The sequence below is a fragment of the Vibrio sp. 2304 genome (assembly GCF_033339475.1).
GTDB lineage: Bacteria > Pseudomonadota > Gammaproteobacteria > Enterobacterales > Vibrionaceae > Vibrio > Vibrio alginolyticus.
In genome coordinates, this window is sequence record NZ_JAWOUQ010000001.1 from 975,385 (window position 1) to 989,691 (window position 14,307).

General features: G+C 44.3%; 14 protein-coding genes. 9 read left to right on the forward strand and 5 right to left on the reverse strand.

Going from position 1 to position 14,307, the window contains the following annotated elements; all coding sequences use genetic code 11:
• Positions 1-93: 93 nt before the first annotated feature.
• Both R7P64_RS04370 and rnk read right to left on the reverse strand, forming a co-directional pair.
• The gene (locus R7P64_RS04370) at positions 94-1,047 is read right to left on the reverse strand and encodes a GGDEF domain-containing protein (protein ID WP_262658392.1); all 954 of its coding nucleotides are present in this window, start codon (positions 1,045-1,047) and stop codon (positions 94-96) included.
• Positions 1,048-1,285: 238 nt separating this feature from the next.
• Complete coding sequence (gene rnk, locus R7P64_RS04375) at positions 1,286-1,693, reverse strand: nucleoside diphosphate kinase regulator (RefSeq protein WP_005390213.1); 408 nt, start codon at positions 1,691-1,693, stop codon at positions 1,286-1,288.
• A gap of 527 nt (positions 1,694-2,220) precedes the next feature.
• Here rnk and nirB point away from each other — a divergent pair.
• The 4 genes from nirB (at position 2,221) to cobA (ending at position 7,102) form a co-directional block, all read left to right on the forward strand.
• Positions 2,221-4,785, forward strand: a complete 2,565-nt coding sequence (nirB, locus tag R7P64_RS04380) for a nitrite reductase large subunit NirB (RefSeq protein WP_238854907.1) — start codon at positions 2,221-2,223, stop codon at positions 4,783-4,785.
• Between the two features lie 13 nt (positions 4,786-4,798).
• Positions 4,799-5,122, forward strand: a complete 324-nt coding sequence (gene nirD, locus R7P64_RS04385; protein ID WP_005387969.1) for a nitrite reductase small subunit NirD — start codon at positions 4,799-4,801, stop codon at positions 5,120-5,122.
• Between the two features lie 195 nt (positions 5,123-5,317).
• On the forward strand, positions 5,318-6,169 hold the full coding sequence (locus tag R7P64_RS04390) for a formate/nitrite transporter family protein (RefSeq protein WP_213972773.1): 852 nt from the start codon (positions 5,318-5,320) through the stop codon (positions 6,167-6,169).
• A 174-nt stretch (positions 6,170-6,343) separates the two neighbouring features.
• Positions 6,344-7,102, forward strand: coding sequence for a uroporphyrinogen-III C-methyltransferase (gene cobA / locus R7P64_RS04395; RefSeq protein ID WP_025767740.1), 759 nt, complete (start codon positions 6,344-6,346; stop codon positions 7,100-7,102).
• Between the two features lie 16 nt (positions 7,103-7,118).
• On the opposite strand, the gene R7P64_RS04400 is transcribed toward cobA, so the two are convergent.
• Positions 7,119-7,559: a DUF4174 domain-containing protein gene (locus R7P64_RS04400; RefSeq protein ID WP_005376058.1), complete on the reverse strand. Its 441-nt coding sequence runs from the start codon at positions 7,557-7,559 to the stop codon at positions 7,119-7,121.
• A 119-nt stretch (positions 7,560-7,678) separates the two neighbouring features.
• On the opposite strand from R7P64_RS04400, the gene R7P64_RS04405 reads away from it, so the two are divergent.
• Positions 7,679-8,167, forward strand: coding sequence for an NYN domain-containing protein (locus R7P64_RS04405; protein WP_005387978.1), 489 nt, complete (start codon positions 7,679-7,681; stop codon positions 8,165-8,167).
• A gap of 87 nt (positions 8,168-8,254) precedes the next feature.
• Here R7P64_RS04405 and R7P64_RS04410 read toward each other — a convergent pair whose 3' ends face one another.
• Positions 8,255-9,586 (reverse strand): anaerobic C4-dicarboxylate transporter, encoded by a 1,332-nt coding sequence (locus R7P64_RS04410; RefSeq protein WP_005376060.1) that lies wholly within the window; start codon positions 9,584-9,586, stop codon positions 8,255-8,257.
• Positions 9,587-10,005: 419 nt separating this feature from the next.
• On the opposite strand from R7P64_RS04410, the gene R7P64_RS04415 reads away from it, so the two are divergent.
• Together R7P64_RS04415 and R7P64_RS04420 are read left to right on the forward strand one after the other, a co-directional pair.
• Positions 10,006-10,743 (forward strand): siderophore ferric iron reductase, encoded by a 738-nt coding sequence (locus tag R7P64_RS04415; protein ID WP_005387980.1) that lies wholly within the window; start codon positions 10,006-10,008, stop codon positions 10,741-10,743.
• 89 nt (positions 10,744-10,832) lie between these two features.
• Positions 10,833-13,004 carry a TonB-dependent receptor gene (locus R7P64_RS04420; RefSeq protein ID WP_005387982.1) on the forward strand — a complete coding sequence of 724 codons (2,172 nt, stop codon included), beginning with the start codon at positions 10,833-10,835 and terminating at the stop codon, positions 13,002-13,004.
• Positions 13,005-13,053: 49 nt separating this feature from the next.
• Here the strand turns inward: R7P64_RS04420 and R7P64_RS04425 are convergent, their stop codons facing one another.
• A complete protein-coding gene (locus tag R7P64_RS04425) occupies positions 13,054-13,245 on the reverse strand; it encodes a DUF2986 domain-containing protein (RefSeq protein WP_005376066.1) in 192 nt (63 codons plus the stop codon).
• 136 nt (positions 13,246-13,381) lie between these two features.
• Here R7P64_RS04425 and R7P64_RS04430 point away from each other — a divergent pair, with 136 nt between their 5' ends.
• On the forward strand, positions 13,382-13,891 hold the full coding sequence (locus tag R7P64_RS04430) for a GNAT family N-acetyltransferase (protein ID WP_047101056.1): 510 nt from the start codon (positions 13,382-13,384) through the stop codon (positions 13,889-13,891).
• Between the two features lie 14 nt (positions 13,892-13,905).
• Complete coding sequence (locus tag R7P64_RS04435; RefSeq protein ID WP_005387988.1) at positions 13,906-14,295, forward strand: nitrous oxide-stimulated promoter family protein; 390 nt, start codon at positions 13,906-13,908, stop codon at positions 14,293-14,295.
• Positions 14,296-14,307 lie beyond the last annotated feature (12 nt).

Consider the following 14,307-nt stretch of genomic DNA (forward strand, 5'->3'; position numbering starts at 1 on the left):
ATATAAATTACTTATTAAAAATAAGATGCTATCAATTCCATAGAGAAAATTGTCAAATTAAAGAAATATTAATTTCAAAAAACAAGAGATTTATTATATCTGGATATAGGCAACGCCATTTTTGCCATTTTTCTTTATCTCATACATTGCGTGATCGGCTTTTTGATACACTTCATTAAACGGTTGCTTTCCTTTGTTAAAGAGACAAACACCGATACTCATTCCTATCGTTACTTTATGTAAGTCTTGATTTATCGCTGGAATGATTGAATCTAAGAGTTGATTGCAAAGTTGGGATATTTCCTCTCGACTTGAATGCCAGTTTAAGATCACAAATTCATCGCCTCCTATGCGTCCAACTTGAGACTTGCTTGACGCAAGCTCTGTTAAGCTATTGGCGATATTGATGAGGAGGGTGTCACCAGTATGATGACCTAGCTGGTCGTTAACTGCTTTAAAATTATCTATATCAACAAACACTAAGGCAGACTGCTGAGACGGCTTGGTTTGAGGTTGATGATTAAAGTTTTCCTCAATTGCTTTTCTATTTAACAGTCCGGTCAATGGATCACTCGAAGCTAACTTAGCCAGTTGCTGCTCATATCGCTTTTCTTTTGTAATATCGATATGAGTGCCCATCATGCGCAGTGGTTCGCCATCAGAACCATACTCGACGATGCGCCCTCGATCGTAGACCCAACTATCACTGCCGTCTTTATGAATCATGCGATGAACTACCTCATAAAGGTCGGTTTTGCCAGCTAGGTGATCTTCAAATGCACCCACCGCAAGATCATAATCTTCAGGGTGGAGATTGTTTTTCCACGTTTCAACCGTCGCGGTTAACTCATGGGGCTGATAACCTAGCATTTTTCCCCACTGCATATTGAATATCGTCAAAGTACCTGAAGGAATATGCTGCTCCCACAAACACAGTCCATTACTGTCGAGTGCAGCATTCAACTTTTCTTGTAGTCGCGCATTCTTCCGCTTCAGCTCTTCATTTTCTTTTTCTAAGCAGGCAATTCGAGTTAGATATTCTTCCATTTTGCGCATAATTTACGTCGTTTTCGGAGCGACAATATACGAAAAATACTTTGCAATTTCTATGATTGAGCTTGGAGATATAAATATTGAATATGCGGTAAATAATAAAGAATCGGTGATGTTACTTAAGAGCAGTAAAGTAAATGCTTGGAAAACAAAGAAGGAAATAGGGGGTAAGCGAGGGGCTCTCCTGGTGCAAAGTCTTAAATGGAGGCCTTTGCACCGGGACTACTGAGGGTTAGCGGTTTAGTGCACCACAACGCTCAGGTTGGTATGTGATATCGACAATTTCAATTGTCTTCACTTGATTATTTGGCATTGGCCAGTCAAGTTTTTGGCCGACAGACAAACCGATCAGTGCGCTGCCTACGGGTGCAAAAATAGAGATATCATCACTGCTTTTCAGTTCAGAAGGGTAAACCAGTGTCTTTGTCATGGTTCTATCTTCACCTGAAAATTTAAACTCTACAGTCGAGTTCATCGTGACCACGTTATCTGGCATTTGTTCTGGCTCAAGAACTGTTGCTCGGTCGAGCTCTGCTTCTAATTCCACAAGCTCCGCTGCGATGTTTGGCATTTTATCCAACAAAGCCGTGATTCGGTTCATATCTAAGCTTGAGATGTAGATAGAATTGTTTTCTGACATTTTATGACTCCCAAATAAAAGGCCGCCTCACAAAAATGGGACGGCACTCTATATGTCAATTACGGTATCAATCATATGGACGCTATTCCATATGAACTAAACCTGATTTTAGTCTTTATAGTGCGACTTAGCTAGTAAAAAATTTTTGTTGTGAAGCTTGATTTTTCTAAATCTTTCAATCACTTCAGATATTGTTCTCTGATCACCTTGAAACGGTGAAGTCAAGTGAGTGCGTCGTTTAGAAGCAAAGCAGGATTTATCGTAGGTGTGCTCGGTTTCGATGGTCAGCCTAACTTCATAAAAGCAAAACGGTATAGTCCGTTGCTAGCATGGCTTCGGTTATCTCAGTTTGTTAAAACTACCAATATCCGTTAATAAATTACTTTTTATTTCGCAATAGTCAGATAAATACGTTCATCTACCCCTTTAGGGTAGTTTGAAATTGTAATTGATTTACATCATGTATTAATTTTCTTTCACAATTAACAATGAGCTCAGTGATAAGAACCTAACCCTTAGGAATTATAATGAGCAAGTTGAAGCTAGTAGTCATCGGTAACGGTATGGTAGGGCACCGTTATATTGAAGACTTAGTCGAGAAAGCTGATATGTCTAATATGGACATTACGGTTTTCTGTGAAGAACCTCGTGTCGCATACGACCGTGTGCACCTTTCCTCTTACTTTTCTCACCATACTGCAGATGAACTTTCTTTAGTAAAAGAAGGCTTCTACGAGAAACACGGTATTAACATGCTGATCGGCGAACGCGCGATCAACATCAACCGTGAAAACCGCATTGTTTACTCAAGCACTGGTCGCGAAGTTCAATACGACAAGCTGATTCTTGCTACTGGCTCATTCCCATTTGTTCCACCTATCAAAGGTCACGAAAGCAAAGACTGTTTTGTTTACCGTACTATCGAAGATCTTAAAGCGATCGAAGCGTGTGCGAAGAAGAGCAAATCAGGCGTTGTTGTCGGTGGTGGTCTGCTAGGTCTTGAAGCAGCAGGCGCATTGAAAGCACTGGGTGTAGAAACGCATGTTGTTGAGTTCGCACCGAAGCTAATGGCTGAGCAACTTGACCTTGCTGGTGGTAACCAACTTCGACAAAAGATCGAGCGTATGGGCGTGAACGTTCACACTAGCAAAAACACGCTTGAGATTGCGCCAGAAGGCACAAACGCACGCAACGTTATGCGTTTTGCTGACGGCTCAGAGCTAGAAACAGACTTCATCGTATTCTCTGCAGGTATTCGTCCACAAGACAAACTAGCACGCCAAATGGAGCTAGAAGTGGCACCTCGTGGCGGTGTTGCTATCAACGATCATTGTCAGACTTCTGATGAGAACATCTACGCGATTGGTGAGTGTGCGTCTTGGAACGAAATGTTCTACGGCCTTGTTGCTCCTGGCTACAAGATGGCGACAGTTGCTGTTGACCACCTACTAGGTAACACAGAAAGCAAATTCGAAGGCGCTGACATGTCTGCGAAGCTGAAACTTCTAGGTGTAAAAGTAGGTTCAATCGGTGACGCGAACGGTCGTACTGAAGGCTGTAAGAGTTACGTTTACCAGAACGAAGAACAAGAAGTTTACAAACGTCTTATCGTTTCTAAAGACAACAAGAAACTACTTGGCGCGGTTATGGTTGGTGACACCTCTGACTACGGCGACCTGCTTCAACTTATGCTGAACGAAATCGACCTACCAGAACACCCAGATGCGTTGATCCTTCCTGCACACGCAGGCGCTGAGAAACCAGCACTAGGTGCAGATGCTCTACCAGAAAGCGCAGTGATCTGTTCTTGTTTCGACGTAACCAAAGGCAAGATCGCTCAAGCGGTTGCTGATGGTCACCACACATTGGGCGACATCAAAGCAGTGACTGGCGCAGGTACAGGCTGTGGTGGTTGTATTCCTCTAGTAACCTCTGTCCTAAACGCAGAGCTTGCTAAATCTGGTATAGAAGTGAAGAACGACGTGTGTGAGCACTTTGCATACTCACGCCAAGAGCTGTTCCACCTAATCCGCATAGAAGAGATCAAAACGTTTGATGAGCTGCTAGAGAAATACGGTAAAGGTTACGGCTGTGAAGTTTGTAAACCACTGGCTGGTTCTATCTTGGCTTCTTGCTGGGGTGAGCACATTCTTAAGCCACAACTGGTTAAGCTGCACGACACGAACGACAACTTCCTAGGTAACATCCAAAAAGACGGTACTTACTCTGTTATCCCACGTATGGCGGGTGGTGAAGTAACACCTCAAGCACTGGGTGCGTTAGCGAACGTTGCAGCAGAATACAACCTATACACCAAAGTAACCGGTGCTCAACGTATTGGTCTGTTTGGTGCTCAAAAAGACGATCTTCCAGAGATCTGGCGCAAGCTTATCGACGCTGGTTTTGAAACAGGTCAAGCGTACGCCAAAGCACTTCGTATGGCGAAGACATGTGTGGGCTCAACTTGGTGTCGTTACGGCGTTCAAGACTCTGTTGGTCTGGGTTCTTACATCGAGAACCGTTACAAAGGCATTCGTACCCCTCATAAGATGAAGTTCGGTGTTTCTGGCTGTACTCGTGAGTGTGCGGAAGCACAAGGTAAAGACCTTGGTATTATCGCGACTGACGCAGGTTGGAACATGTACGTATGTGGTAACGGTGGTATGAAACCTCGTCACGCAGACCTACTTGCAAGTGACCTAGATAAAGAAACGCTAATCAAGTACATCGACCGCTTCATGATGTTCTACATCCGTACTGCTGCGCCACTACAACGCACATCAGTTTGGATGGAAAACATGGAAGGTGGCGTTGACTACCTACGCGAAGTGATTGTTAACGACAAACTTGGCATCAACGCTCAACTAGAAGCAGACGTAGCGAAGCTTGTAGACGAGTACGAGTGTGAGTGGACTGCGACCATCAACGACGAATCACAACTGACTCGTTTCGCGCACTTCATCAACTCTGACAAGCGCGATGAAAACGTCGTGTTTGTACAAGAGCGTGAACAGCACCGCCCAGCAACCTTCACGGAAAAACACCCTGAAGCGAAAGGCGACATCCTACACGTAGCGATCACTGAAGCATAAGGGAAGGTTGATTATGTCATTTGAAAAGATTTGCCAAATCAGCGACATCGTACCGGGCACAGGTGTTTGTGCTTTGGTTGATGGTCAGCAAGTTGCGGTATTTCGCCCAACACAAGCAGAAGAAGTGCTGGCGATCAGCAACACAGACCCGTTCTTCCAATCAAACGTGCTTTCTCGCGGTTTGATCTGTGAGCACCAAGGCGAGCTTTGGGTGGCTAGCCCACTTAAGAAGCAGCGCTTTAACCTGACAACAGGTGCGTGCATGGAAGACGAACGTTTTAGCGTGAAAGCGTACAAAACGCGTGTAACCAACGGCGAAGTAGAAATCTCTGCGTAAGCTTGGTTTTCATTCCCTCCTCTTAGGGGGAGGGAATGAACTGAAACCTAGATTTAATAGACAAAGGCTTTCCAAGCATCAACTCAGGGGAACAGGGAAGCGAGGTGTTGTAGACAGCGTTCAGGTGTCAACGGGAAGCCTTTCTCTATTCAATCTTTAACTTTTTAACTTTCAATTTTGGATAAGGACACATTCATGTCTACTGATTTTAAGCCTGCAGAATTCGTGCAAACCATGATCAATGTTGGTGAAGCGAAAACCAATACAAGCACGCGAGACCTTCTGCTTCGCGGTACGATGGCTGGCGTTATTCTTTCGCTTGCGGTGGTGGTTGCTATTACCGCGATTGTACAAACGGGTATCGGTCTTGTAGGAGCACTTGTTTTCCCCGTTGGTTTCGTAATTCTAAGTGTGATGGGGTATGACCTAGTAACCGGTGTTTTTGGTCTAGCGCCTCTGGCTAAGTTTGCTAACCGTCCGGGCATCACTTGGGGTCGTATCTTCCGTTGTTGGGGTCTTGTAGGCTTGGGTAACCTTATCGGTTCTCTGATCGTTGCTTACCTAGTGGCTATCTCTCTAACAGGTAACTTCTCTCTAGAACTGAATGCAGTAGCGAAGAAATTTGTGGCTGTTTCTACCGCGCGTAGCCTTGGTTTTGAAAACATGGGTATGGACGGATGGATCACATGTTTCGTACGCGGCATCTTCTGTAACCTAATGGTGTGTCTAGGCGTTATCGGCAACATGACGGCACGTTCTGTGTCTGGTCGCGTAGCAATGATGTGGCTCCCAATCTTCATCTTCTTTGCGCTAGTATTTGAACACACCGTAGTAAACATGTTCCTATTCCCACTAGGTATGATTCTAGGTGCGGATTTTGGTATCGCTACTTGGTTGAACTTCAACCTTATTCCAACCATTCTAGGTAATATTGTTGGTGGTCTCGTAATGACTTGTATTCCACTGTACCTAACTCACGCGAAAACAGCGCCTTCTATCAACGTAGTTGAAGAAGAAGTAAAAGCAGAGCCTGCAATCGCAAAATAAACCGCTTTTATCTGGCCCTACCTATGGTAGGTAGGGCTGTTCAACTCATTTAACTTTCGATAAGTATTGTATTGATTTAGCTATAAAAAGTAATAACTCCTTAGAGTGGTTTTAGCCCTAAGTGCATAACGCGAGTGTTACTCTTTATATCTAAATTTTTCGATAGGCGTTGATATGACAACTGTTAACTCATCTTTAAACAGCGGCTTTGTTTCTCTTGTTGGTGCAGGTCCTGGTGATCCTGATTTGCTCACAGTAAAAGGCTTAAAAGCCATTCAAGCGGCTGAAGTTGTTGTGTACGACCGATTGGTATCAAAAGAGATTCTTGAGTTGGCTCATGCATCAGCAGAGATGATTTATGTTGGGAAAAAACTCGATTTTCACTGTGTGCCTCAAGATCAAATCAACCAAATCTTGGTGCAAAAAGCGCAAGAAGGTAAGCGCGTTGTGCGCCTAAAAGGTGGGGACTCATTTATCTTTGGCCGTGGTGGTGAAGAGCTAGAAGAGCTAGCCGAATTTGGCATCAAATACGAAGTGGTTCCGGGTATCACAGCAGCAGCGGGTGCAACGGCTTATGCTGGTATTCCATTAACACACCGCGACCATGCACAAAGCGTTCAATTTATCACTGGTCATGTACAAAAAGATGGTCGTGAAATTGAGTGGCATTCACTAGCTCAGTCTAATAACACGCTTGTATTCTACATGGGTTTGAAGCAAAGCGGCCATATTATGGATAAGCTGATCACTCATGGGTTAGATCCTGAGATGTCATGCGCCATTATTGAAAACGGTACGCGCCCAGAGCAGCGCGTGTTCCAAGGAAAGTTGAACGAGCTATCGATCATGGCAGAGCAAGCCGTGAGCCCAGCATTGATTGTGGTTGGTAGCGTGACTCAACTTCACAACAAGTTGGATTGGTTCGCAAAGTAACATTGCCCAGAAGTGACTATATTTTACAGGGGCTTTGCTGCCTCTGCATTTCTTGCTTACGCATAGGCATTTGATCAATGAGGTTGTTGATAAACGGCCAGTCTGTTTCTGCGCCCCAGCGGTGCTTTTCTAGACCATCTTTACCAAGCAAAATAGCGGTGTGAGATCCTTTTTCGACCTCATAAAGACGAGCTAGCATTTTTAAGTCGAACTCTTCTTTAAGCCAAGCAGGAAAGGTATACCCTTGCTCTGTAATGACCAGTGTGACGACATCTCTGTCTTCCAACTCACACTCATTCATAAGTGTTTCTAGCAAGAATTGTTTGACGTATTCATCATTTTCCGGCGCAAAGTAGAGCACACTTCTATGTGGCCAGTATTTGGAGTGCGCTGGATAACCAAATGCTGTCGATGACAAGATACAAGAAAGTAGTATCACTAGTAACTTTCCGCCCATGACAGTTCCCCTAGAAACCCAAATAACTTTTTATACGTTAAGTTTAGTGGAATTGGCTCATTGTGCTTTTTCCAAAACTGGCATAGGGTAGGCAGCAAATAAATTGAGCGTAGAAATAGATGAGTTCGGAAAGCAAACAAAAAATCGCTATTTTGGTTGATGTACAGAATGTGTATTACACCTGTCGCGAAGCGTATCGAAGCAATTTTGATTACAACCAGTTTTGGTATGTTGCCACACAAGGGAAAGAGGTGGTAAGTGCTCGTGCTTATGCTATTGCGAGCAATGATCCCAAGCAACGTCAGTTCCACCATATTCTTCGTGGTGTTGGCTTTGAGGTGATGCTTAAACCCTACATCCAGCGTCGTGATGGTAGCTCGAAAGGCGATTGGGATGTGGGTATTACTCTCGATGCAATTGAAATTGCTCCCGAAGTTGAGGAAGTGATTCTAGTTTCGGGAGATGGAGACTTTAGTCTGCTAGTAGAGAGAATTCAGCAGCGCTTCAATAAAACGGTGACCGTTTATGGTGTACCTAAACTTACATCTCAAACTCTGATTGATTGTGCCGACAATTTTGTCGCGATTGATGACGATTTCTTGCTGTAGTTAATAGTGCAATAAAGAAAGGCGAGTCACTCAGGCTGTACGAAAACGTACAATGACTCGCCTCTAATTTATCGTTGATTTGGCTAGTTACGAAGGAATGATCATTTGCCCTAGCAAGTAACCCAAGCAACACGCACCAATCACGCCGATTAAGCCCACAGACATGAATGAATGGTTGAAGTACCACTTACCAATCTTAGTTGTGCCCGATGTATCGAAGTTCACAGTCGCGATATCTGAAGGGTAGTTGGGAATAAAGAAGTAGCCGTATACCGCTGGCATCAAGCCGATAAGCAGCGCAGGTTCCAAACCTAAGCCGAGACCAACAGGCAGCATCATGCGAGCCGTTGCAGCTTGAGAGTTCACCACAACCGACACAATGAATAACGCAAGCGCGAATGTCCAAGGATAGTTGGTTACCATCTCTACGATGCCAGATTTAAATTGAGGCATAGCGTACTGGAAGTAGGTATCTGACATCCATGCAATACCGAAGATAGCAATCGCCGCCACCATACCAGATTTAAATACCACCCCATTTGGTACGTCACGCGGGTCAGTTTTGGTCGCAAGCAAAATGATACCGCCGAAGCAGAGCATCATCATTTGAATCACAACTGCCATGCTGATTGGCTTCGAGCCATCTACGATGGTACGAATGTCTGGCCACATCGCGATAACGACGATAACCAAGATAGAAGCAATGAACAGCAATACAGAGTTACGAGCACTTGTTGGTAGTACTTCATCAAGAGACGTTGCAGTTGTGTTGAGGATTTTTTCTCTCCACACAGGATCTTTCAAACGCTCTTGGTATTCTTCATCGTCGTCTAGCTCTTTACCACGCTTTAGGCTGTAAAGTGACATCAACAACGTACCGAATAGCGTTGCAGGTACGGTAACGAGCAGAATTGAGAGCAGAGTGATCTCGTGTTGAATGTCGGAGAGTTGCGCCAAGTAGTAAACCACTGCTGCTGAAATTGGCGAGGCTGTGATTGCGATTTGAGAGGCGACAGAAGCGGCAGCCATAGGACGCTCTGGACGAATGCCGTTTTTAAGCGCAACGTCGCCAATGATTGGCATGATAGAGTAAACCGCGTGACCTGTACCAAGTAGGAAGGTCATAAAGTAAGTCACGAACGGAGCAATAAGGGTGACGCGTTTTGGGTTCTTACGAAGCACACGCTCGGCAACTTGCAGCATGTATTTCAAACCGCCAGCGGCTTCAAGAATGGAAGCACATGTTACCACCGCTAAAATGATCAACATGACGGTGACAGGAGGAGAGGTTGGCGGCATCTTAAAGATGAATACTTCAATCACCAAGCCAATTCCGGATACGACCCCAAGGCCTATACCACCATAACGTGAGCCGATATACAGCATCACGAGCAAAAATAGAAACTCAAGATACAACATGTGGATTTCCTTATTCAAAACAGAGGGCTACATAGCCAAATTACCTCTTTGTATTGTCTCGATATTCAGAAAGAAAATACTTCATGTTGTTCACAATCCGCTGGATAAGAAACAGCAATATTCAATTATTGGCAATAACTCACGCTACACAGGGAAACTGTTAACACAGTTTTATCAGGGTGTTTTTATGCTGTGTATTTTTGCGATCATGTGAGCGTTAAATGCGAAGAGGTTTAAGAGTTTGTTGCTATTCATCGCATACGTAACCAGACCTTACAGCTTCACAGAACTCGGAAATACATTCATAACTAACCCTAAGAGTGCTTCTTTGTTATGAAAACGCAAAGGATAATAGTTTGCATTGCGATTGGTGCTTGGGTATAAAGGTGTCAGAATGACTACACCAACAATAAGCCATCATGTCTGAGCAATTTTTCCCGCAACTGTTTCAAACTTCGAGTGAGATTACACCTTACCTACACGGTGATATCGGCGAGATAGGGCAAGAAGCTATCCATATCGAAAATGATATCAACCCGATCATCCAAGGCCTTTACCAGCAAATCTCGGAGGCTCATCCGGAAGCGGGAAAAGCATATTGGTTGACAAGAACGTGGGATTTACTTTGTTGGCAGCCAGTTTATGTCGCATTCATCTCTATTTACGGTTACCACACGTTGCCAAACATTCGCGAGATAGCGCAGCACCTCAAACCTTGTTTTGTTTCTGGGTACCGATTCGCCGACGAAGCGCATATACATGGCGAGCCAGAGGCGTTGATAAAAGAGGCGGGGCGTCAAATCCGAGAACTGTTCGACTTCTATCAAAAGGAGATGAGTCAATGGACACGCATTCGTCCTGGCTTCACCCATCAATTGATGTCGGACGGAATCATGGCTTGTTTAATTCGTCTCCAACAGCGCTTTCCGCAAATGACTAACTCGACACTTCAGGAGCATGCGGTCTTGTGGCTAAGCGCAATGGGTTTGGATGTTGATAATAGCCGCTCACTTCATGAGACGGAATCTGATCAGCCGCTAAAGTTAGTAAGAAAAAGTTGTTGTTTAGTCTATAAGTGTGAAGGCAGAAAGCTTTGTGCAGATTGTCCTCGTTTAGAGGAAAATCGACAGCTTATGAGCAAGAAGGTTCTTAATTAACATTTATTTAACTTGTGTAACAGTGCTCGATTTGAGAGTGAGAATAAGTATCATTGCATGCTCTTGTTGACAACAAAAAGATAAATACAATGATGAAAAGGACGTTTTCTTTCAATCTCATCGTACTTGCGATGAGCAGTGGATACGCAGTTAGCTCAATAGCAGCAGAAAATCTTCAACAAACATCGACTCCGAGCGATGAGCAATTGGTTGTTGTAGGCAGTGTGATGCCGAAATCGATCTCCGATATTCCAGGAACGGTTTGGTTTGTTGGCCAAGAAGAGATTGCTCAGCAATATCGTGCGGGGAAGACACTGGGTGATATTCTTTCTGCAACCATCCCTTCTTTAGACGTCGGCACCGGTGGTCGAACTAACTATGGTCAGAACCTTCGCGGTAGAGCAATGTTGGTAATGATTGATGGTGTCTCGTTACAGTCTTCTCGCCCGATTAGTCGTCAGTTAGACGCAATAGACCCATTCAACATCGAGCGAATTGAAGTACTATCTGGTGCAACCTCCATTTATGGGGCAGGCGCTACTGGTGGTGTTATTAACATTATCACCAAGAAAGCGTACTCGGATGACTTGTCGTTTGAATCCTACGTGAGTGGCACTACAGGTTTTAATAGCAGCGATGACTTTGATTACAAACTCGCTCAGTCTATCTCGGGTGGTAATGAGCGAATTACCGCTAGAGGTTCGGTTGTGTACACCGAGACACAAGGTGCATTTGACGCAAATGGCGACATTGTCACCCCAGACATTTCACAGGGCTCTTTGCAGTATAATTCAACGCTCGATGTTATGGGATCGACCGAGATTCAAATCTCCGATGCCAGCAAGTTAAACCTTGTCGCACAATACTATGACAGCCAGCAAGATTCGCCATACGGTTTGTACATTGTTAACAATAAATTTGTTGATGTACGAGAGGGGTTCGATTCCGACCGTGAACATGGTACAGAGCGAGTTCTCTTAAGTGCGAACTACGCTCACGACAGCGTATTCGGTCATCAACTGATAGGCGAGTTATCTTACCGTAGTGAAGACCAAACCTTTACTCCTTATTACCAAAGTGCCTCTCAACAAAAAACAGAAGTTTTTGCTGGGCGCTTAGCGTTAGCTAAAAGCTGGGAGTCATTCAAACTTGTTTATGGTGTCGATGCGTACTTAGACCGTTTTGAAAGTAACCAGGCTCTGTTCGATCCAACCATTGCGAACAGCTCTGGGAACTTAATTAATCGAACCTATGCCGAAGTGGGGCGTTACCCAGATGTTGATGTGGCGTCTTACGCAATGTTTGTCCAAGGGGATTACCAAATCAATCAAGATTGGTCAGTACAAGCAGGCTACCGCTACCAATACATGGACAATAAGATTGATGATTTTGTTGCCTATAGTATACAAAAGAAGATCGCATCGGGTAATGGTGTATCAGCGGATGCGGTACCAGGTGGCAGCACTGACTACTCTGTGAGCTTATTTAATTTGGGCACTATTTATCAGCTTAACGATGAATCTCAGCTTTGGGCGAACTTCTCTCAAGGTTTCGAACTCGCTGATCCTGCAAAGTACTACGGCCAAGGTAGCTACGATGCCGCGGATGCAAATGGTCACTACGCGTTGAACAATAGCATTAATGTATCTGACTCAAAAATGTCGGGCATCAAAACGGACAGCTATGAAATTGGTTACCGATTAGATACGGATACTGTCGCACTGCAAGCGGCGGGTTACTACTCGGTGTCGGATAACTCAATCAAGTATGACAAGAAGACGCTCCTAATCACCAATGTTGATGACGAGCAACGTGTATACGGTGCCGAAGCAAACATTAACTACTGGGTAAACCGTGATATTTTGTTAGGTGCATCAGGTCACTATGTGGTTTCTGAGCTGAAAACCAACGGTAAGTGGGAAGATCTAAGCGCGGGTAAAGCAAGTACATCAAAAGCGAACGCGTGGGCGGCTTACTATCAGGATGGCTATTCACTACGTCTACAAAGCCAGACGATGTTTGATTACGAAGATGACGCAAACAATAAACTAGATGGATACACTACGTTTGATCTTCTTGGTAACGTAACACTACCTATCGGGCAGTTAGGTTTTGGTATTCAAAACCTATTTGACGAAGACTACACAACCGCTTGGGGACAACGTGCGCAGATTCTTTATGCAGCACACTACGATGCAGCAGCGTACGACTACAAAGGAAGAGGTCGCACATTCACACTGAACTACAGTGTCGAATACTAAAGCTAACTATCTCCGAATATCAAAAAAGCCGCTTGAAGCGGCTTTTCTTTTAGGCTTGATCTGTCTGCGCTGTGTCTACAACGTTTTCCGTGTGTTCTGAAGCTTGGTTTTGTTCTTCAGCTTCCATTTTCGCGCGTTCAGCTTTGGAGATATAACGCGGCTTATTGCTCTTATGTAGCTTAGCGTTATGCTTCTTCTGCTTCGCTTTCAAGATCTGATTGATTTTCTTCTTGCGGTTCATGGTGGTGGTCCTTTAATTTAGCGAGGCAGGATAGTTACTTTTTTATCAAGTTACAACTAAATAAGCGCCGGTATCGGTCGCAAAATTCAAGTACGTTCCTATGTCCAATCATCTATCGCGTTTTAATGGAGCCCAAATGAAAACACTGTACACCGAACGTTTGATACTGCGTCTTGTGAGTGTAAATGATGCACCATTTATACTAGAACTTTATAACCACCCAGACTTCTACCGTTTTGTCGGAGACAAACAAATTCGTACCGAATATGAAGCGGCGCGTTACATAAAAGAAAACATGCTACGCATGCAAAAAATTAGAGGCGTGAGTTTACTCGTTGTAGAGAAGAAAGAAGATGGACAACCCATCGGGATTTGTGGGTTGGTTAAACGTGACACATTACAACACTATGACCTCGGATATGGATTTTTACCTTCCGCTTATGGCTTCGGCTACGGAACGGAGTCTGCAACCGCAGTGCTGGAATACGCTAGAGAGGAAATGAAACTAGATAATTTGGTTGCCATCACCAACAATGACAATATTCGTAGTATAAGTTTGCTCAAAAAACTGGGCTTTGAGTTTGAACGAGTTGAGCAGCAATATGATAATGGCCGCACGTTAGAACTTTACACAATGATGTTGTGATTTTTGGATAGCGCATGAGCGATATTTTACTTGGCAAACTCGCCACTGAATTTAAGACAGTAAAAGCCATGGTAGAGGTTTACTGTCATGACCATCATGGAACAAAACGTGACTTATGCTCAGAATGTCGTGAGCTGCTTGAATACGCAGAAGTGCGCCTCGACCGCTGTCCTTATGGAGAGAATAAACCGACGTGTAATAAATGTCCGATTCACTGCTACAAACCAGAGCCGAAAGAACAAATGCGTTTGGTCATGCGTTACTCTGGCCCCAGAATGTTACTGAAACATCCCATCTTGGCGGTTCGTCATTTGCTTCATGAAAAGCGCATGGTACCGGAAAAGCCTGCAGCGAACGCGTCAAACCGTCACAAGCGTTTATCTAAACAAAAATGCGAAGAATAAAAAAACGAGGGC